The following is an 18,341-nucleotide window of genomic DNA, read 5'->3' as shown; positions in this document are numbered from 1 at the left end:
AATATGCGCAAGCTTGACACCCGCACCATCGTCGTTGCCAGCCACAATGCCGGCAAGATCGCCGAAATTGCCGACCTGATCGGCCCCTTCGGCTTCTCGGCCAAATCGGCCAAGGACCTTGCTTTCGTCGAGCCCGACGAAACGGGGACGACGTTCGAGGAAAATGCGGCGATCAAGGCGCTGGCCTCGGCCAAGGCCTCGGGTCTGCCGGCGCTGTCTGATGACAGCGGGTTGGTGATCGATGCGCTTGATGGTGCGCCCGGCGTCTACACCGCCAACTGGGCCGAGCGGGAAGACGGCAGCCGCGATTTTCCCTGGGCGATAGAGAAGGTCGAAAAGGCGCTTGCCGAGCGGGGCGCGACGGAGCCGGCTCAGCGGACTGCCCGCTTCGTCAGCGTGCTGTGTCTCGCCTGGCCGGACGGCCATACCGAATTCTTCCGCGGCGAGATCGAGGGCGTCGTTGCGTGGCCGCCGCGCGGGACCGCCGGCTTCGGTTACGACCCGATCTTCCAACCTGAGGGGCATGAGCGGACCTTCGGCGAGATGACGGCGGACGAGAAGCACGGCTGGCAGCATTCGGCCGCCCTGTCGCACCGGGCACGGGCCTTCAAACTTTTCGTCGAAACCTGCCTGGAGGCATGAGCCTTTGACCGAGAGGTCCTACACGCTTTTGCCCGACACGGGGGAACCCGGTTTCGGCGTCTATGTCCATTGGCCCTTCTGCGCGGCCAAGTGTCCCTATTGTGACTTCAATAGCCATGTGCGCCACCAGCCGGTGGACCAGGCGCGTTTCGTTCAGGCCTTCCTGACCGAAATGAAGACGATGCGGGCGCTGTCGGGGCCGAAGACGGTGACCAGCGTCTTCATGGGCGGCGGCACGCCGTCGCTGATGGAGCCCTCAACCGTCGGCGCCATTCTCGATGGCATCGCCTCCACCTGGCATGTGCCTGACGGCATCGAAATCACCATGGAGGCCAATCCCTCGAGCGTCGAGGCGACGCGGTTTCGGGGATATCGTGCGGCGGGCGTCAACCGGGTGTCGATGGGCGTGCAGGCGCTGAACGATGCAGACCTCAAATTCCTGGGGCGGCTGCATGACGTGGCGGATGCCTTGAAAGCGATCCGTCTGGCGCGCGAAATCTTTCCGCGCATGTCCTTCGACCTGATCTATGCGCGGCCAAACCAGACGGTGGAAGCGTGGGAACGGGAACTGAAGGAGGCGATCTCCTATGCGGTCGATCATCTGTCGCTTTACCAGCTAACGATCGAGGAAGGCACGGCCTTTTACGGACTGCACAAGGCCGGCAAGCTGATCGTGCCGGACGAGGAGCACGCGGCCACGCTCTATGAGGCGACGCAGGAGATTACCGCGCGCGAGGGCATGCCGGCCTACGAGGTTTCCAACCATGCGCGCCCCGGTGCCGAGAGCCGGCACAATCTGACCTACTGGCGATATGGAGACTATGCCGGCATTGGTCCCGGCGCGCATGGCCGGCTGACGCAAGGACGGACGAAAGTCGCCACGGCGGCCCAGAAGCATCCGGAAACCTGGCTTTCCGCCGTTGAGCAGGACGGTCATGGGATCGTCGATCGGGAGGATCTCGACAACGAGGCCCAAGCTGACGAATTGCTGATGATGGGACTTCGGCTGCGGGAGGGTGTCGATCTCGCCCGCTGGCAGCAGCTTTCCGGTCGAGATCCGGATCCTGACAAGGAGCAGTTCCTATTGGAACAGGGTTTTATCGAGCGACTGGGCAATTCCCGCCTGCGCTGCACCCCGGCCGGCATGCTGATCCTCAATGCCGTGGTGGCCGATCTCGCCTGCTGAACTGAAGGAGAGTGCCATGCCTGTCGATGACGCCTTCGCCCGCCATGACATGGCTGTGCTCTACGATGCCTTCAACATTCACGGGGTCGACAAGGATTTTTACCTCGGCCTCGGCTTTGAGGCCTGCCGGGTGCTCGACATCGGCTGCGGAACCGGCTCGATCGCATTGGCGCTGGCCGATCTCGGCCACACGGTGACGGGCCTCGACCCGGCGCCCGGCATGCTGGCGGTGGCGCGGAGCAAGGATACGGCCAACCGGGTGCGCTGGATTGAAGGGAATGTCCTCGATCCTGCGGTTTCGCTGCGGGACGCGTTCGACCTGATCATCCTGACGGGACATGTCTTTCAGGTGTTTCTCGACGATCGAGAAACGCTCACCATGCTCGATTTTGCGCGGCGTCATCTGGCTCCCGGAGGCCGCCTGGTCTTTGAGAGCCGCAATCCGCTGAGGCGAGCCTGGGAAAACTGGACAGAGCAACGGACGCGCGAGGTTCGCGAGATCGACGGGCTCGGTCGGGTCGAGGTCTATTATCAAGTGAAGGCGGTCGAAGCGGAGCACGTGACCTTCGATGCGGTGTTCACCCTGCTCGATACCGGTGAAAAGCGGGTCAGCGAAAGCCGGCTGCGGTTTGCGAACCGGGAGACGGTCGGTCGTCTTCTGACGCAAGCGGGTTTCGACAGCATCGAATGGCTGGGCGATTTCGATCGCAGCGCCTATTCCGAGACGAGCCCCGAGATCATTCCCATCGCCGTGGCTCAGGCCACGCCCGCGTGAAGATAGAGCCAGGTGGTCGGCTCGCCATCAAAGGCGCCGCCCGAGACGGTCTCGATGTCGACGCCGACAAAGCCGGCAGCTTCGCAGAGTTCTGCCAGTTCGTCCCGCGTCGGTCTGTTGTAGTAGCGTCCGAAGCGGTCTGTTCCTTGCGTGCCGCCTGTCTTGAAGCTGGCATAGAAGCGACCGTGGGGACGGAGGGCCTTGGCAATGCGGGCGAGCACATCCGCCAGATTGTCTTTCGGAACATGCAGCAGGCAGGCATTGGCCCAAATGCCATCGAACTCCGCCTCATAAGCCAGTTCCTGGAACGGCAGCACGAGAACCGGTCGCCCGAGCCGGCGCTCGGCCTGCGAAGCCATGGCGGCTGATCCATCCGAAGGGGTGACGTCGAAACCCAGTTGCAGCATGGCCTCACTGTCGCCGCCTGCGCCGCAGCCGAGTTCGAGGATGCGGGCAGCCACCGGAAGCCGCTCGACAAAACGGGTCATCTGGTGTTCGGGCACGCGGCGATCGCGTGCCGCGTAAAGCGCCGCGTTGCCTTCGTAAAATTGAAGGGAGGGGTCGCCGGTCATAAGATCCTCCCCAAGGAAAAGGCCGGCTTGGGAGCCGGCCTCGGTGTTCGTCTCATTCGTTGATCAGGCGTCGCAGCAGTTCGATTTCCTGCGACAGCTTCTGATCGGCGGAGATCAGTTCCTCGATCTTGCGGACCGCATGCAAGACCGTGGTGTGATCGCGTCCGCCGAAACGGCGGCCGATTTCTGGGAAAGAGCGGGGGGTGAGCGTCTTCGACAGATACATGGCGATCTGGCGCGGCTTGACGATGACCCGGGTGCGACGGTTGGAGACCAACTCCTGGCGCGAGACGTTGTAATGGCGGGCGACAACGCGCTGGATGTCTTCGATGCGGACGCGCTTCTGATCGCCGGCGCCAACGAGATGGGCGAGCAGTTCATCGACGCGCTCGATCGACAGGTTGGGCTCGAAGGAGCGACGGAAGAGCAACTGGTTGAAGGCGCCTTCGAGATCGCGGCCGCTGCTGGTGATGTTGCGGGCAACATGCTCGAGAATGTCGGCAGGAATGTCGAGCGACGGATCTTCCTTGCGGGCAGCGTCCAGGCGCGACTTCATCATGTCGAGGCGCATCTCGTAATCGGGCGCTTCCATCTCGATGGCAACGCCACCCTGGAGACGCGAACGGACGCGCGGGTCGAGCGATTCCAGCTCCCAAGGCGCACGGTCAGCGGCGACCACGACCTGCTTTGCGCTGTCGAGCAGCATGTTGAGCAGATGGCAGAACTCGTGCTGGATCATCTTACCCTGCAGGAACTGCATGTCGTCGATGATCAGGAGATCGATATTGCGCAGCGAGTCCTTCAGCGTCAGGGCATCATTGTCACGGATGGCGGTGGCGAAGCGCCACATGAAGTATTCGGCGGTCAGATAGACGACGCGGGGCGCGCGCGGGCTGTGAACGGCCGCATTGGCGATCGCCTGCAGAAGGTGCGTCTTGCCGAGGCCGACGGAGGAATGAATGAAGAGGGGGTTGAAGCGCACGGCACCGGCGCCAGCCTCTGCGATGGTCTTGGCTGCGGCGAGCGCCACACGGTTCGACGAACCCTCGACGAAGCCGTCAAAGGTGTAGCGGCTGTCCAGCGGCGAGCCGAAAAGCGGGCTCGCCGAGCTGGCGGCACGGCCTGTGACCGACGAAGGCGCCTGCGGGGCTGCGATCTGGCCGATGCTCTGCGGACCCGGCTTGCGGGAGGCCACCTGCTGCGGGGCCGGCTCGGCACCCGGCTGGCGCTCGTCGAGCGCCGGACCACGGGTGTTGCGGCTGGCGCTGCGCACCATGATCTCCACCTTGAGGATGGACGGATCCTCCGCCTGGAAAATCGAGGTGATAAGATCGAGATAACGGTTGTTGATCCACGACTTCAGGAAGGTCGTCGGAACCGTGAGACGCACCACGCTCTTGGAGGCGGAGTGCAGCTTCAGGCGGCCGAACCAGCTCTGGTACACGTCGACGCCCACCTGGGCTTTCAATCTTTTGCTGAACCGGTCGAAAAGAGCATCATGCTTCATTTCGGCATTCTCTCCTGCTCCTTCGGAGCACGCGGCGTCCAGCGCCGAATGTGCATGGTCCCCGTTTGCCAACGCACCGGCCGTCATAGAATTCATCTGCATTGTGCCGCCTTCCAAATCATTCCAGGCGTCGGGCGCCTCTTTACGCCGTCCGACAGCCGCTTCATCTCGTGCAGATCCGTAACCGGACCCAACTATCCCCGAATGGACCGGTTCCCAACCTCAGCCAAAAGACTGGTCCCGATCCGGCCATCGCCCCCAAACCGACGGCCTTGCCACTATCCTCGGTGAACGGCATCCTCGACATGCAGTCCACTTTCCCCGCCCGGCCTGAGGCTGGATCGAGGCACAAAACCGCCACCACGCGGAAACCGTCAGGTTTCCGATGCAATGCCGATCACTTTCTGAGAAAACGGAATGGAAACACTCCGTTCCGGCAAAGGTTGTCGTGGTGGAGCGGCATTTCTACCGACCGGACCGTCTTTCCAGACCAGTCCCACGCCCCTTGCTGGAGATCATTAATGCAGGATCAAATGGCAAGATCAACACTGATTTTTACGCGAAACGGACGCTTGGCCATTGACTCTTGGTACTTCATTTTTGCGTCACATTCGGCTGAAAAAGAATCGCTTTTGAATCAAGGAGATTCACAATCAGTCCCGAAATGGACCTTCTCCGAGGTCAAAAAATAAAAATTCTCTTGACTCGCAGAGGACCCAACCTGCCCCAACGTGAAGCGAGCGAATGGAGAGGCACCTCTCTCAACTAATTGAATTTGAAAGATTTTTTTTGTCATCCCGCTGACACGGTGCGGTGCACAAGTATATCATAAAACATGATTTTTATGTACCGGACCAAACCAACGCAAAAAGCCCGGCAAAATGCCAGGCTCTTATTAATTTGTCAGAAAGATGGCTGAATTTAGACAGCCAGGGCCTTCACACGAGCGGCAAGACGCGAGATCTTGCGCGATGCGGTGTTGGCATGAACCACACCCTTGGTGGCTGCGCGCTGGATCTCCGGCTGAGCTGCCTGGAGGGCGTCCTTGGCGACAGCAGCGTCGCCAGAAGCGATGGCTTCTTCGACCTTGCGGATGAAACCACGGACCCGCGAACGACGAGCCTTGTTGACTGCAGTGCGGGCAGCGATCTTGCGGGTCGCCTTTTTCGCCGAAGCTGTATTGGCCATAGATGCCTCTCTCGAATTCAAATCAAAGCCCACCATGCCGCGTCGGGTCGTTGCGACCTGCCATACCAGCACTTGGGGAGCTGTTTCATGGGAAAAGCGCAGTGGCTTTCCCAACCGTGGGCGGGCATATAGCGGGAAAGCGTGAATGCGTCAACGCGGATTCTGCAGGAATTGCGCCTTGCGGCTGCTTATCTGTTCCTGAATGCCGGCTTGCGCTTCTCGACGAAGGCAGCCATACCCTCCTTCTGATCTTCCGTTGCAAACAGAGAATGGAAGAGGCGGCGCTCAGAGCGCAGGCCTTCGGTCAATGTCTGCTCAAAGGCGCGGTTGACCGCCTCTTTGGCCATCATGACGGCGGTGCGCGAGAAAGCCGCGATCTTGGCGGCGGCGTCCAGGGCTTCCTCCAGCAGGCGCTCTGGCTCCACGACGCGGGCGACGAGGCCTGCGCTTTCGGCCTCTGCCGCATCCATCATGCGCCCTGTCAGGCAGAGGTCCATGGCCTTGGCCTTGCCGACAGCGCGGGTCAGGCGCTGGGAGCCGCCCATGCCGGGAATGATGCCGAGCGTGATCTCGGGTTGGCCGAATTTCGCGGTCTTGGAGGCAATGATAAAGTCACACATCATGGCCAGCTCGCATCCGCCGCCAAGCGCGAAGCCGGATACTGCCGCAATGATCGGCTTGCGGAAGCCGGCAATGTCGTCCCAGCCGCCGATGAAGCCGCCGGTATAGGCATCGACGAAATCGAGCGACTGCATCTCCTTGATATCCGCACCCGCGGCGAAGGCCTTTTCAGACCCTGTGAGAACCACAGCGCCGATGTCGCGATCGGGTTCCAACTCGGCCAGAAACTCACGCAGTTCGCGCATCACCGTCGAATTGAGCGCGTTCAGCGCCTGGGGCCGGTTCAGCGTGATGATCGCAACCCGGTCTCGGCGTTCGGTCAACAGCGTTTCGAATGACATGTCTCTCTCCCTGGCTGGCCCTTGCGGCTCACTTCTGGCAGCGGCGACAATAGAATGTCGAGCGGCCGGATTGAACTATCCTTTCGACGGTACCGCCACAACCATCCGTGAGGCATTCCCTGCCCTCGCGATCATAGGCGCGGAAGAAGTGCTGGAAATAGCCCAGCGTGCCATCGGTCTGGATATGGTCACGAAGGGACGAGCCGCCGGCCTCGATCGCGTCGACGATGACTTCGCGGATCGCATCGGCGAGCAGGATCAGTTCCGGTTTCGGCTTGCCGGTCTTGGTAACCAGGGTCGAAACCTTGCGGGTGGGCGACAGATGGGAGCGCCAGAGCGCCTCGCAGACATAGATATTGCCGAGGCCGGCGATCACCTTCTGATCGAGGAGCGCACTCTTCAAGGGCTGGCTGCGATCGGCAAAGCGCGAGGCAAGATAATTGGCGGACAACATATTGCCGACGGGCTCGGGGCCGAGGTCGCGGAATGCGGGGTAATCGTCGAGTTGGGCACGGTCGACGAGATCCATAAAGCCGAAGCGGCGCGGGTCATTATAGATGACGCGAACTGGACCCTCTGCGCGTTCCAGATGGAAGAGCACGTGGTCGTGTTTTTCGTCCTTGCTGCGCTCGTGATGGAAGACGCCGGGAGTGTTTGCGGCCTCCCCCTCCTCGATGCGGAAGGAGCCGGACATGCCGAGATGGGCGATGATGGTGGCGCCGTCGTCCAGATCGATCAGCAGATACTTGGCACGGCGGGACAGGGCCGCAATGCGGCGGCCTTCGACCCTTGCGGCAAAATCGCGCGGCAGGGGAAAGCGCAGATCTGCGCGCCGCAACTCCAGCCGCTGCAGTTGCGCGCCTTCCATCGTCGGCGCAAGGCCGCGGCGGACTGTCTCTACCTCTGGCAATTCCGGCATTTCAGCCCATCTTTCTGTTTGAAGCGCCTGTTTTACGGTCTATAGACCAGCCATGAAGCCGGTGCACTTGCGCAGATAGCGCGCGCAAGCCCTTTTCGCTATGGTCCGCCCGACCTGTCCGATACGTGGAGTAAATCGATGACCGAGAGCCGCATTTCCGCCGATGGTGGCATGGAAACCTCCTACGGGTTTCGCCAGGTCGACGAACAGGAAAAGCAGGGCCTGGTCAACGAGGTCTTCCACAAGGTGGCCAAGCGCTACGACATCATGAACGACGTAATGTCGGCGGGCCTGCACCGCGTCTGGAAGGACGCAATGGTCGCCTCGCTCAATCCGCGCAAGGATCCTAACTACAAGGTGCTTGATGTGGCTGGGGGCACCGGCGACATCGCATTCCGCATCGTGGAGGCCTCCAACCGGCTGGCCCATGCAACCGTGCTCGACATCAACGGCTCGATGCTGGGTGTCGGCGCGGAACGGGCGGAGAAGAAGGGGCTCACCCCCAACCTCACCTTCGTCGAGGCCAATGCCGAAAGCCTGCCCTTCGAGGACAACACTTTCGACGCCTATACGATCGCGTTCGGAATTCGCAACGTGCCGCATATCGATGTGGCGCTGTCGGAAGCCTTTCGCGTGCTGAAACGTGGCGGGCGTCTTCTGGTGCTGGAATTCTCCGAGGTCGAGATGCCGCTCTTGGACAAGGTCTATGATGCCTGGTCGTTCAACGCGATCCCGCGTTTCGGCAAGATGATCACCGGTGACGCCGAACCCTACCAGTATCTGGTGGAATCGATCCGCAAGTTCCCGAACCAGGCGGACTTTGCCCGGATGATCGAACGCGCCGGTTTCTCCAGCGTGCGCTTCACCAATTATACCGGAGGCATCGCGGCGCTGCATTCCGGCTGGAAGATCTGAACCCCATGAGCACGATCGGTGCATATGTCCGCCTGGCGCGGGTTGGTTGGGTGCTTGTGCGGGAAGGCGTTGTTGCAGCGCTGCCGTCGGAAGGATTGCCGCCGCTCGTGGGTTTTGCCAAAGCCGCTGTGGCGCCGCTTGCCCGCAGCCGGACGAAATCCGTCGAGCGGGCCGACCGGCTCGCCAATGCCGTGGCGCGTCTCGGTCCCTCCTATGTGAAGATCGGCCAGTTTCTCGCCACCCGACCCGATGTCGTCGGCGCCGATTTTGCCGAGGATCTCTCCGGCCTGCAGGACCGGATGGCATTTTTCCCGACCGAGGCATCCCGGTCGACGATCCGCGAGTCGCTCGGCCGGACGATCGAGGATCTTTATGCGTGCTTCGAGGAGCCGATTGCGGCTGCCTCGATCGCGCAGGTGCATCCGGCTGAAGTCGAGACACCTGAGGGGCGTCGCAAGGTCGCCGTGAAGGTCATCCGACCGGGCGTGCGCAAACGTTTCGCGGCCGATCTCGAAGCCATGTATCTGGTCTCCCGTCTGCAGGAGCGCTTCATCCCGAATTCCCGGCGTTTGCGCCCCGTGGAGGTGACGAAGACGCTGGAGCAGACCACCAAGGTGGAGATGGATCTCCGGCTTGAGGCGGCAGCGCTGTCGGAGATCGCGGAGAACACGGCCGAGGATCCGGGCTTCCGGGTGCCCCAGGTCGACTGGGAGCGAACCGGGCGTGATGTCGTCACCATGGAATGGATCGACGGCATCAAGATGTCGGATGTCGAAGGCCTGAGGGCCGCCGGACATGACCTGAATGCGCTTGCCGATACGCTGATCCAATCCTTCCTGCGTCACACGCTGCGAGACGGCTTCTTCCATGCCGACATGCATCCGGGCAATCTGTTCGTCGATGCCTCCGGAACGATCGTGGCAGTCGACATGGGGATCGCCGGGCGGCTTGGAAAGAAAGAGCGCCGGTTTCTCGCCGAGATTCTCTATGGTTTCATCACGCGCGATTACATGCGCGTCGCCGAGGTTCATTTCGAAGCCGGATACGTGCCTTCTCATCATAATGTCGCAAGCTTTGCCCAGGCGATCCGGGCGATCGGCGAGCCGATCCATGGACAACCGGCCGAGACCATTTCCATGGGCAAGCTCCTGACGCTACTGTTCGAGGTCACCGAGATCTTCGACATGGAAACGCGGCCAGAACTGGTGATGCTGCAAAAGACGATGGTGGTCGTGGAGGGTGTGTCGCGCATTCTCAATCCGCGCTTCAACATGTGGAAGGCGGCCGAACCGGTCGTCTCCGGATGGATCCGCGACAATCTCGGGCCCAAACGCATCGTCACCGACCTGAAGGACGGCGCCAAGGCTGCCATGCGGCTGGCCGAGGCCCTGCCGGACATCGCCACCAAGACGGAAAAGCTTCATGGCGAGATCATGCGCATGAGCGAAGAAGGGTTGCGTTTCGACGCGCAGACCGCCGAGCGGATCGGACGGGCAGAGGCCAGGCACACGCGGTCCGGACGGATCGCGCTCTGGGTGATTGCCCTCGCGCTCGTAGCGATCGCCATTCAGCTTTCCTGACACGTTTGGGGCGGGCCGGCCGAGCGCCAAAATTTTTCGTCAGACATGATGGAACAATAAGCGCTGTCGGGCGTTCGAACCACATACTGCGCTCTTTGTTCCGTCTGGAAATTCATGTCCGCCACACAAACCGGCCTGGTCCGATCCGCCCTGCTCTTCCTGCTGATCGGCACGGGTATCCTTGTTATCATCATCGTTGCCACTTTCGGTCTGGTGGAGCGAACCCGCACGACTTTCGGCGACATCCTTGTCGAGCGTGATATCCGCCGCATGTCTGCAGACCTGATGCAGAAGCTCACGGATGGAGAAACCGGCCAGCGCGGTTTTCTGATCACAGGGGACGAGGTGTTTCTCAGCCCCTATGAACAGGCCGTCGGCGAGATCCGCTCCGCCGTCGAAGCGCTTGCGGAAAAGGTGGACGGACGCCCGGTCAAAGAGCGGGACACGACTGAGCTGCGCAGCCTGGTGGAGAGCAAGCTCACGGAAATGGCCCGCACCATCCAACTGGTTCGCGATGGCGATCAGGCGGCAGCCGTCGCACTCGTCGAGACAAATGTCGGGCGCAAGAACATGGATCGGATCCGCGAGATCCTCGAGGATTTCAAGGACAAATCCGATCTGGCGATCGACAAGGGCGCCGACCAGCAGATCGATGCAACCCAGCAACTGCAGTGGATCACGATCGCCGGCGGTGTCGCGATCATCGTGATCATGGGCGCGGCCCTCTTCGTCGTCGCCCAGCATATCCGGGCTCTCGCCACTTCGCAGCAGGAAGTTCGCCGCCTCAACGAAGGCCTGGAGGCGCGCGTTGCCGAGCGCACCGAGGACCTGATGCAGGCGAACCAGGAAATCCAGCGCTTCGCCTATATCGTGACGCATGACCTTCGGGCGCCGCTCGTCAACATCATGGGCTTTACGGCGGAATTGGACACCTCGCTGAAGGCCCTGCAAACCTATGTTTTGAACGAGGGCAAGCCGTTGTCGGAGGACGAGATCCAGACTGCACGGCTGGCGGCTGCCGAGGATCTGCCGGAAGCGATCGGCTTCATCCGCTCCTCTACACGCAAGATGGACGGGCTCATCAATGCCATCCTGAAGATCTCCCGCGATGGCCGGCGGCAGCTGAAGCCGGAAGAGATCGAGCTCAAGCCACTGGTCGAGACGATCACGGCGAGCGTCTACCACCAGATCAGCGAAAGCGACGGAGCGATTGACCTCGACATCCGTGCCGATCGGCTGATTACCGACCGGCTCTCGGTCGAGCAGATACTCTCAAATCTGGTGGACAACGCCATCAAATACAAAAGTCCGGACCGGCCGCTGGCCCTCTCCATTCGCTCCATGCCCGAAGGCCGCCACATGGTGCGGATCGAGGTGCAGGACAACGGACGCGGGATTGCGGAGCAGGATCACGAACGTGTGTTCGAGCTCTTTCGCCGGTCTGGACAACAGGATAAAGCTGGCGAGGGCATCGGCCTTGCCCATGTTCGTTCATTGGCTCGGAACCTTGGCGGGGAAATCAGCGTTACCTCTCGTTTAGGAGAGGGATCGACCTTCGTGCTCAGGCTGCCATCCGATCTGTCACGCTTAGTACGGAGTTGATTATGAAAGCGGTGGGCAAAGAAGTTACGATCATCATGATCGAGGATGACGAAGGTCATGCTCGTCTTATCGAAAAGAACGTCCGGCGTGCCGGCGTCAACAACGACATCATTCCGTTCACCAACGGGACCGAGGCGCTCGATTATGTCCTGGGTTCGGACCGGAGCGGAAAGGTTTCGGAAGACCGTTATCTTCTGATCCTGCTCGATCTCAACCTGCCCGACATGTCCGGCACGGATATTCTCGACCAGATCAAATCCAATCCGCATACGCGGCGCATGCCTGTGGTCATTCTGACGACGACGGACGACGAGCGCGAAATCCAGCGGTGCTACGACCTCGGGGCCAATGTCTATATCACCAAACCTGTCGATTACGACAATTTCGCCAATGCCATCAGGCAGCTCGGTCTCTTCTTTTCTGTCATGCAAATCCCATGAGCTCGGACCCGCTCCGATGAGTTTCCGCGTCCTCTATATCGATGACGACGCGGCAATTGCGCGCCTGGTGCAAAAACACCTGGGGCGCCTCGGCCATGACATGGCCCATGCAGAAACGGCCAATGATGCGCTCAACCTGCTGAAGAGCGGGGAGTTCGACGCGATCGTGCTCGATCACTACCTGCGCAATACGACAGGTCACGAGGTGCTGGCCCTGATGCGGGAGACGCGGGTCGATCTGCCTGTCGTCTACGTGACCGGCTCGAACGAGGCGCAGATCGCCATCGAGGCAATCAAGGCAGGGGCTGCCGATTACGTCATCAAGACGGTCAGCGAGGACTTTCTGTCGCTGCTGACGAGCGCCATCGAGCAGTCGATCGCGAATGCACAGCTGCGCGCCGCCAAGGAGCGGGCGGATGAAGAAATCCGCCTGGCCAAGGAGCGGGCGGAAGCTCTGCTCGCCGAGGTCAATCACCGCGTCGCCAACTCGCTTGCCCTCGTCGCCAGCCTGCTCCGGCTGCAGATTTCCAGCGCGCGCAGCGAAGAGGTGAAGGCGGAACTCGCCGAGACGCAGGCCCGCATCACCGCGATCGCCGGCATGCATCGCAGCCTCTACACCTCCGACGACGTGAGCCGTGTCGAACTCGACCGGTATCTCGGGCGGCTGACCGCGGAGCTATCGAATTCGCTGAGCAGCGCGGAAAAGCCGATGCGGCTGATGCTCGATGCCGACCATATCTCCATGAGTGCCGACAAGGCGGTCTCGGTGGGCATGATCGTCACCGAACTCGTCACCAATGCCTATAAATATGCCTATGCGCCCGGCGAAAACGGTGACATCCGCGTCCATCTCAAGCGGCTCTCCGAAGAGGAGGCCATGCTGCGGGTCGAGGACGACGGGATCGGCATGAATCCCGATGACGCACCGAAGGGGACCGGGCTCGGCAGTCGGATCGTCAAGTCGATGGCGTCTACGCTGGGCGATGGGCTGCGTTATCTGGAGGGGCAGGCGGGCACGGTGGCCGAGGTGCCGCTGAAGCTCGACGTGACCGCCTGATCCGGCTCGACCGTTTACCAGGAACACGTGACGGCGTTTGCCTCTGAGCCGATTTGCGCTAGGGTCGCACCGACAAAAGGGGCCCTACTTTCATGACCTTGGCCGGTAAACGCATCGTTTTGATTATCGCCGGCGGTATCGCCGCCTATAAAAGCCTGGACCTGATCCGCAGGCTGCGCGAGCGTGGCGCAAAGGTGACCCCGATCATGACGCGGGCGGCGCAGGAATTCGTGACCCCGCTTGCCGTCGGCGCGCTTTCGGCGAGCCATGTCTATCTCGATCTGTTTTCCCGCGAGGACGAGCAGGATGTCGGCCATATCCGGCTGGCGCGGGACTGCGACCTGGTCCTGGTGGCACCGGCCACGGCCGACCTGATGGCGAAGATGGCGCATGGGCTTGCGGATGATCTCGCTTCCGCCGTGCTGCTTGCCAGCGATCGGCCCATTCTCATCGCGCCGGCGATGAACCCGAAGATGTGGGACAATGCCGCAACCCGGCGCAATGTCGCGACGCTGAAGGGGGACGGGGTCACGATGATCGGCCCGATGGCGGGCGAGATGGCCGAGAGCGGCGAGCGCGGTGTGGGCCGGATGGCCGAACCACTGGAAATCGTCACCGCGGCGGAAGACCTTCTATCCGGGCCGAAGCCGCTCGCCGGCCTCAAGGCCGTCGTGACATCAGGCCCGACCCATGAGCCGATCGATCCGGTGCGCTACATCGCCAACCGTTCGTCGGGGAAGCAGGGGCATGCCATTGCCGCAGCACTCGCCCGGCTCGGCGCGGAGGTAACGCTGGTATCCGGGCCGGTGACCATCGCCGACCCGGTCGGTGTGCAGGTTCTGCATGTGGAGCGGGCAGAGGAGATGCGCGATGCCGTCATCGCCAATCTCCCGGCGGATATCGCCGTGATGGTCGCGGCCGTTGCCGACTGGCGCGTGGCCTCAGGTTCCGAACAGAAAATCAAGAAGCAGCCGGGCGAAGCGCCGCCACCATTGATGCTAACCGAGAACCCCGACATCCTGAAGACCGTGGGCCATCACGCGAAACGGCCGCGCCTCGTGGTGGGCTTTGCGGCGGAAACGCAGAACGTGGAAGAGAACGGGCGGGCGAAGCTCGAACGCAAGGGGGCGGATCTGATCGTGGCCAACGACGTTTCGCCACAGACCGGCATCATGGGCGGAGACCGCAACCGCGTGCAGCTGATCACGCGCGACGGCGTGGAAGCGTGGCCGGACCTGTCGAAGGAGGACGTGGCCGAGCGACTGGCGCTGTGGATCGCCACGCAAATGTCGGGTGCCTCGGCATGAGCCTCTTCACCCGCGACGGATTTACCGCTTTTGTCGAGAGCCTTCCGGCCACCAGCCAAGTCGACCAGTGGGATAGCCGGGTCGGCAAAGTCGGGGACAAGGTTTTTGGCCTGCTGTCCGACAACGACCGGCACCTGGCCTTCAAAGTCAGCGAGGAAAGCTTCGAGATTTTGACCGCCTTGCAGGGCGTCTCGCAGGCGCCCTATTTCGCCAAGCGGAAATGGGTGAGCGTCGCCCCGGATACGGAGCTTCAAGAGGCCGAGCTTACGGAATATCTGCAGCGATCCTACCGAGCTGTCGCTGGCAGCCTGACACGCAAGCTCCGGCGGGAACTGGGGATCGACGACTGAGGCCGGAGATCAACCGGCAAGCGCGACCGACCGGATCTGTGGCATGTCGATCCGTGCCGATACCGGCTTGAACTCCGCGGCCTCCAGGCCCTTGGCGCTCAGGATGACGGCACTCGAAGGCGGAATTTCCACCCAGGTGTCGGCTTCGTCGTTGAGCGGTTCGGACACGAGGCAGTAGCTGCCCTTCGGCCCCATGGGCGCAGCATAGAGCGTCGGGGCGAATTCGTCGGTGGAATAGCGAACGGCATAGAGCGTGTCGCCGTCCGAAAAGGCTGCGGTCATGCGGACGCGGGCTGCGCCGGTCAAATGCAGGCTGATCTGCTCGACGAAGCCGACCGCCTCGCTCATGGCTGCCAGCGGGCGCTCCCTGAGGCCGAACTGCAGGGCGAGCAGGAAAAGCAGCTCGCTGTCCGTCGTGCCGACGCGGGCATTGAAATGCGCGTCGTCGAGCATGGCTTCCATCGGCCGGCGGATGCGGTCGAAATGGTCGATCTGGCCATTGTGCATGAAGGACCAGGTGTCATGCACGAAGGGATGGCAGTTGTCGCGGCGGGTCGAGCCGTGGGTGGCGGCACGGACATGGGCGAGGAAGAGCGGCGAGCGAATCTGGCGGGCGAGGCTTTTCAGATTGCAGTCGGACCAAGCCGGCAGGACGTCGCGGAAACGACCCGGTTCCGGCCGGTCCCCATACCAGGCAATGCCGAAACCGTCGGCATTGGTCGCGGTCTTGGCGCGAGTCGCACAATGGGACTGTTCGATGAGCGAGTGGGCAGGCGAGGTGACGAGTTCCTCAAGGAAGATCGCTTCTCCGCGATAGGCTGCCCAACGACACATGCGTTTCACAACTCCGGAAGGCGCCGACACGAAGGCTGCCCGACGCCAGTGTTCGCCTGATAAACTAACGATTCGCAAACATCTCCACTTTCATGACAGAAATTTGTCGGCGGCAGCAATTGTTTTCTGCAGTGCAGCACGAGCAAATGTGAACACTGCGTTCCGTCCGGCCCTGCTGCAGCCACGGGGAAGAGCGGCTATATTGCGCCTCAATCAACGCATTTCGGCCCGAGGAGCCAGTCCCGATGTCCATTCGTCCCGTCAAGCATGAGAGCCGCGCCACTCCGACCATGGAAGGTGCCGGCGTGAAGCTGCACCGCGTGTTCGGCTTCGGCGATCCGTCGATGACCGACCCCTTCCTGATGATGGACGATTTCCGCAACGACGATCCGGGCGATTACATCCGCGGCTTTCCCTGGCATCCGCATCGCGGCATCGAGACGATCACCTATGTGCTGGCCGGCACCGTCGAACATGGCGACAGCCTGGGCAATCAGGGCATGCTGGGCGCCGGCGACCTGCAATGGATGACGGCCGGTAGCGGCATCATGCACCAGGAGATGCCGAAGGGCGATTTTGCCGGACGCATGCATGGCTTCCAGCTCTGGGCGAACCTGCCATCCTCGCTGAAGATGACCAAGCCGCGCTACCAGGACATCAAGTCGGCCGACATTCCTGTTGTCGTGGATGACGACGGCACATCCGTGCGGGTCATCTGTGGTGACTTCTGGGGCAAGAGCGGCCCTGTCGACGGCATTGCCGCAGAGCCCGTCTATCTCGACATCTCGGTGCCGCCGGGCAAGCGCAAAACCTTCCCCGTCGATACCTACCGCTCAGCTTTTGCCTATATCTTCGCCGGCTCCGGCTCGTTCCGCGATGCGTCGAAACCCTTCGGCGTGAAGGTGGAGAAGGAGTATATGGGCGAGGAGCTCAACATCCGCGACCTCTCCGGCAATCGCACGCTCGTCGTCTTCGACACCGGTGACGAGATCACCGTTCAGGCCGGCGAGAAGGGCATCCGCTTCCTTCTCGTCACCGGCAAGCCGATCAAGGAGCCGGTCGCCTGGCATGGCCCGATCGTCATGAACAGCCGCGAAGAACTGATGCAGGCGATGAAAGAGCTGCAGAACGGAACTTTCATCAAGGCCGATCATTAACCTCCCGCAGTCAAGTTCATCTCGCCCGGCGTCCTCCAGCGCCGGGCTTTTCTTTGCCCGGAGGATGCCATGCGGGTGACGGGATCATGCCAGTGCGGCGAAGTTCGCTACGACGCGGAGATCGATCCGCTGCGGATCGGGATCTGTCATTGTACCGATTGCCAACGCCTGACCGGGTCTGCCTATCGCGTGACGGCTGCAGCCCTCCCCGGCAGTCTTGGCCTCGTCTGCGGGGAACCACGGCGCTACCGCAAATTCGGTGAGAGCGGAAAGCCGAGCGACCAGTTCTTCTGCGGCAACTGCGGTTCGCCGCTCTGGCGCGAAAGCGCCGACGGGGCCATCGGTATCCGGCTCGGCACCATTGACCAGCGACGGGAGCTCAAGCCTCACCACCAGTCATGGCTGAGCTCCGCCCTGCCCTTCGTCTTCGATATCCGCGACCTCGAGTGCCACGCCGACAGCTGAAAATTTTCAGTTCCTCGAATCGACCGACCACAGGGCGTGGAAATGGTGCACCGGGCCATGGCCCGATCCGACAGACAAACTACCCGAGGTGCGCACAGCCTCTTTAAGCCATGCCTTTGCGGCACGCACCGCGTCCTGCGGTTCGAGCCCCTTGGCAAGTTCCGCCGCGAGCGCGCTGGACAGCGAGCAACCGGTGCCATGGGTGTTGGGCGTGGCAATGCGGGATGCCTCGAACCAGGTCACCTGCCCCTCCGCCACCAGAACATCGGGACTTTCGTGACCGGCGAGATGCCCGCCCTTGACCAGCACGCCTTTCGCCCCAAGCGCCGTCAGCCGCACGGCCTGGGATTCCATGATGCGGCGGTCGGAGGCTTCCGGATCTCCGAGCAGGGCTGCGGCCTCGGGCAGATTGGGGGTTACAAGTGTTGCGAGTGGCAGCAGACTTTCTTTGAGGACTGTAACGGCCGCGGGATCGAGCAATGCGGCGCCACCCTTGGCGATCATCACCGGATCGAGCACGACGGGAATGCCGCGATGAGGGCTCAGGGCTTCTGCAACGGCCCGCGCAATGCCGGCATTGGCGATCATGCCGATCTTCACCGCATCGACGCGGATATCGGCAAAGACCATGCGGATCTGTTCTGCAACGAAATCCGGATCGAGGGGACGTACCGCCGAGACGCCTTGCGTGTTCTGGGCGGTGAGCGCGGTGATCACGGCCATGCCATAACAGCCCCGGGCGGCAAAGGTTTTGAGATCGGCCTGGATGCCGGCACCACCGGAGGGATCGGAGCCGGCGATGGACAGGACGTTGCGGATCGGATTGGTCATCGGCGCGCTCCCTTCGACGGTGGAGCGGCGGCGGACTCGGGCAGCCAACTGC

At 62.0% G+C, this 18,341-nt stretch carries 19 protein-coding genes; 12 read left to right on the top strand and 7 right to left on the bottom strand.

Annotated elements, in window-relative coordinates; genetic code table 11:
- Positions 1-3: 3 nt before the first annotated feature.
- The 3 genes from rdgB to ACT53S_RS01505 are packed head-to-tail and all read left to right on the top strand — an operon-like array spanning position 4 to position 2,603.
- The gene (gene rdgB, locus ACT53S_RS01515; protein WP_476065685.1) at positions 4-642 is read left to right on the top strand and encodes an RdgB/HAM1 family non-canonical purine NTP pyrophosphatase; all 639 of its coding nucleotides are present in this window, start codon (positions 4-6) and stop codon (positions 640-642) included.
- 4 nt (positions 643-646) lie between these two features.
- On the top strand, positions 647-1,828 hold the full coding sequence (gene hemW / locus ACT53S_RS01510) for a radical SAM family heme chaperone HemW (protein ID WP_113375668.1): 1,182 nt from the start codon (positions 647-649) through the stop codon (positions 1,826-1,828).
- A 16-nt stretch (positions 1,829-1,844) separates the two neighbouring features.
- Positions 1,845-2,603 carry a class I SAM-dependent methyltransferase gene (locus tag ACT53S_RS01505; RefSeq protein WP_476065684.1) on the top strand — a complete coding sequence of 253 codons (759 nt, stop codon included), beginning with the start codon at positions 1,845-1,847 and terminating at the stop codon, positions 2,601-2,603.
- On the opposite strand, the gene ACT53S_RS01500 is transcribed toward ACT53S_RS01505, so the two are convergent.
- The 5 genes from ACT53S_RS01500 to mutM form a co-directional block, all read right to left on the bottom strand.
- On the bottom strand, positions 2,585-3,175 hold the full coding sequence (locus ACT53S_RS01500; protein ID WP_476065683.1) for a class I SAM-dependent methyltransferase: 591 nt from the start codon (positions 3,173-3,175) through the stop codon (positions 2,585-2,587). The two genes, ACT53S_RS01505 and ACT53S_RS01500, sit on opposite strands and share 19 nt — an antisense overlap.
- A 52-nt stretch (positions 3,176-3,227) precedes the next feature.
- Entirely contained in the window at positions 3,228-4,784 is a 1,557-nt protein-coding gene (gene dnaA / locus ACT53S_RS01495) for a chromosomal replication initiator protein DnaA (RefSeq protein ID WP_142073843.1), read from the bottom strand.
- Between the two features lie 819 nt (positions 4,785-5,603).
- Complete coding sequence (gene rpsT, locus ACT53S_RS01490) at positions 5,604-5,870, bottom strand: 30S ribosomal protein S20 (RefSeq protein ID WP_102020747.1); 267 nt, start codon at positions 5,868-5,870, stop codon at positions 5,604-5,606.
- A gap of 188 nt (positions 5,871-6,058) precedes the next feature.
- Positions 6,059-6,832 (bottom strand): enoyl-CoA hydratase, encoded by a 774-nt coding sequence (locus tag ACT53S_RS01485; protein WP_476065682.1) that lies wholly within the window; start codon positions 6,830-6,832, stop codon positions 6,059-6,061.
- Positions 6,833-6,860: 28 nt separating this feature from the next.
- Positions 6,861-7,751, bottom strand: coding sequence for a bifunctional DNA-formamidopyrimidine glycosylase/DNA-(apurinic or apyrimidinic site) lyase (gene mutM, locus ACT53S_RS01480; RefSeq protein ID WP_476065681.1), 891 nt, complete (start codon positions 7,749-7,751; stop codon positions 6,861-6,863).
- A 138-nt stretch (positions 7,752-7,889) separates the two neighbouring features.
- Between mutM and ubiE the strand changes: the two genes are divergently transcribed.
- The 7 genes from ubiE to ACT53S_RS01445 all read left to right on the top strand — a co-directional run bounded on the left by ubiE (position 7,890) and on the right by ACT53S_RS01445 (position 15,002).
- A complete protein-coding gene (gene ubiE, locus ACT53S_RS01475) occupies positions 7,890-8,666 on the top strand; it encodes a bifunctional demethylmenaquinone methyltransferase/2-methoxy-6-polyprenyl-1,4-benzoquinol methylase UbiE (protein WP_476065680.1) in 777 nt (258 codons plus the stop codon).
- Positions 8,667-8,671: 5 nt separating this feature from the next.
- The gene (gene ubiB / locus ACT53S_RS01470; RefSeq protein WP_476065679.1) at positions 8,672-10,246 is read left to right on the top strand and encodes a 2-polyprenylphenol 6-hydroxylase; all 1,575 of its coding nucleotides are present in this window, start codon (positions 8,672-8,674) and stop codon (positions 10,244-10,246) included.
- 114 nt (positions 10,247-10,360) lie between these two features.
- Positions 10,361-11,848 carry a sensor histidine kinase gene (locus tag ACT53S_RS01465; RefSeq protein WP_113375677.1) on the top strand — a complete coding sequence of 496 codons (1,488 nt, stop codon included), beginning with the start codon at positions 10,361-10,363 and terminating at the stop codon, positions 11,846-11,848.
- Positions 11,849-11,850: 2 nt separating this feature from the next.
- On the top strand, positions 11,851-12,288 hold the full coding sequence (locus tag ACT53S_RS01460) for a response regulator (protein WP_113375678.1): 438 nt from the start codon (positions 11,851-11,853) through the stop codon (positions 12,286-12,288).
- A 16-nt stretch (positions 12,289-12,304) separates the two neighbouring features.
- Complete coding sequence (locus ACT53S_RS01455; protein WP_142073855.1) at positions 12,305-13,345, top strand: histidine kinase dimerization/phosphoacceptor domain -containing protein; 1,041 nt, start codon at positions 12,305-12,307, stop codon at positions 13,343-13,345.
- 92 nt (positions 13,346-13,437) lie between these two features.
- Entirely contained in the window at positions 13,438-14,652 is a 1,215-nt protein-coding gene (coaBC, locus tag ACT53S_RS01450) for a bifunctional phosphopantothenoylcysteine decarboxylase/phosphopantothenate--cysteine ligase CoaBC (protein WP_476065678.1), read from the top strand.
- On the top strand, positions 14,649-15,002 hold the full coding sequence (locus tag ACT53S_RS01445) for an MmcQ/YjbR family DNA-binding protein (protein ID WP_113375681.1): 354 nt from the start codon (positions 14,649-14,651) through the stop codon (positions 15,000-15,002). The genes coaBC and ACT53S_RS01445 overlap by 4 nt, the downstream gene beginning before the upstream one ends.
- 9 nt (positions 15,003-15,011) lie before the next feature.
- On the opposite strand, the gene ACT53S_RS01440 is transcribed toward ACT53S_RS01445, so the two are convergent.
- On the bottom strand, positions 15,012-15,836 hold the full coding sequence (locus tag ACT53S_RS01440) for a class II glutamine amidotransferase (protein ID WP_113375682.1): 825 nt from the start codon (positions 15,834-15,836) through the stop codon (positions 15,012-15,014).
- Positions 15,837-16,081: 245 nt separating this feature from the next.
- On the opposite strand from ACT53S_RS01440, the gene ACT53S_RS01435 reads away from it, so the two are divergent.
- Positions 16,082-16,993, top strand: coding sequence for a pirin family protein (locus ACT53S_RS01435; protein WP_113375683.1), 912 nt, complete (start codon positions 16,082-16,084; stop codon positions 16,991-16,993).
- Between the two features lie 69 nt (positions 16,994-17,062).
- Positions 17,063-17,458 (top strand): GFA family protein, encoded by a 396-nt coding sequence (locus tag ACT53S_RS01430; protein WP_476065677.1) that lies wholly within the window; start codon positions 17,063-17,065, stop codon positions 17,456-17,458.
- Positions 17,459-17,464: 6 nt separating this feature from the next.
- On the opposite strand, the gene thiD is transcribed toward ACT53S_RS01430, so the two are convergent.
- Positions 17,465-18,289 (bottom strand): bifunctional hydroxymethylpyrimidine kinase/phosphomethylpyrimidine kinase, encoded by an 825-nt coding sequence (thiD, locus tag ACT53S_RS01425; protein WP_476065676.1) that lies wholly within the window; start codon positions 18,287-18,289, stop codon positions 17,465-17,467.
- Positions 18,290-18,341 lie beyond the last annotated feature (52 nt).

The sequence above is a fragment of the Allorhizobium sp. DMC15 genome (genome assembly GCF_056314065.1).
The sequence above is the reverse complement of the archived record's forward strand: the minus strand, read 5'-3'. Positions and strand labels throughout refer to the sequence as shown.

Bases quoted from the DNA above. Each gene is read 5' to 3' on its own strand.
- rdgB (WP_476065685.1), top strand. From the start codon at position 4: ATGCGCAAGCTTGACACCCGCACCATCGTCGTTGCCAGCCACAATGCC.
- ACT53S_RS01505 (WP_476065684.1), top strand. From the start codon at position 1,845: ATGCCTGTCGATGACGCCTTCGCCCGCCATGACATGGCTGTGCTCTAC.
- ACT53S_RS01500 (WP_476065683.1), bottom strand. From the start codon at position 3,175: ATGACCGGCGACCCCTCCCTTCAATTTTACGAAGGCAACGCGGCGCTT.
- dnaA (WP_142073843.1), bottom strand. From the start codon at position 4,784: ATGCAGATGAATTCTATGACGGCCGGTGCGTTGGCAAACGGGGACCAT.
- rpsT (WP_102020747.1), bottom strand. From the start codon at position 5,870: ATGGCCAATACAGCTTCGGCGAAAAAGGCGACCCGCAAGATCGCTGCC.
- ACT53S_RS01485 (WP_476065682.1), bottom strand. From the start codon at position 6,832: ATGTCATTCGAAACGCTGTTGACCGAACGCCGAGACCGGGTTGCGATC.
- mutM (WP_476065681.1), bottom strand. From the start codon at position 7,751: ATGCCGGAATTGCCAGAGGTAGAGACAGTCCGCCGCGGCCTTGCGCCG.
- ubiE (WP_476065680.1), top strand. From the start codon at position 7,890: ATGACCGAGAGCCGCATTTCCGCCGATGGTGGCATGGAAACCTCCTAC.
- ubiB (WP_476065679.1), top strand. From the start codon at position 8,672: ATGAGCACGATCGGTGCATATGTCCGCCTGGCGCGGGTTGGTTGGGTG.
- ACT53S_RS01465 (WP_113375677.1), top strand. From the start codon at position 10,361: ATGTCCGCCACACAAACCGGCCTGGTCCGATCCGCCCTGCTCTTCCTG.
- ACT53S_RS01460 (WP_113375678.1), top strand. From the start codon at position 11,851: ATGAAAGCGGTGGGCAAAGAAGTTACGATCATCATGATCGAGGATGAC.
- ACT53S_RS01455 (WP_142073855.1), top strand. From the start codon at position 12,305: ATGAGTTTCCGCGTCCTCTATATCGATGACGACGCGGCAATTGCGCGC.
- coaBC (WP_476065678.1), top strand. From the start codon at position 13,438: ATGACCTTGGCCGGTAAACGCATCGTTTTGATTATCGCCGGCGGTATC.
- ACT53S_RS01445 (WP_113375681.1), top strand. From the start codon at position 14,649: ATGAGCCTCTTCACCCGCGACGGATTTACCGCTTTTGTCGAGAGCCTT.
- ACT53S_RS01440 (WP_113375682.1), bottom strand. From the start codon at position 15,836: ATGTGTCGTTGGGCAGCCTATCGCGGAGAAGCGATCTTCCTTGAGGAA.
- ACT53S_RS01435 (WP_113375683.1), top strand. From the start codon at position 16,082: ATGTCCATTCGTCCCGTCAAGCATGAGAGCCGCGCCACTCCGACCATG.
- ACT53S_RS01430 (WP_476065677.1), top strand. From the start codon at position 17,063: ATGCGGGTGACGGGATCATGCCAGTGCGGCGAAGTTCGCTACGACGCG.
- thiD (WP_476065676.1), bottom strand. From the start codon at position 18,289: ATGACCAATCCGATCCGCAACGTCCTGTCCATCGCCGGCTCCGATCCC.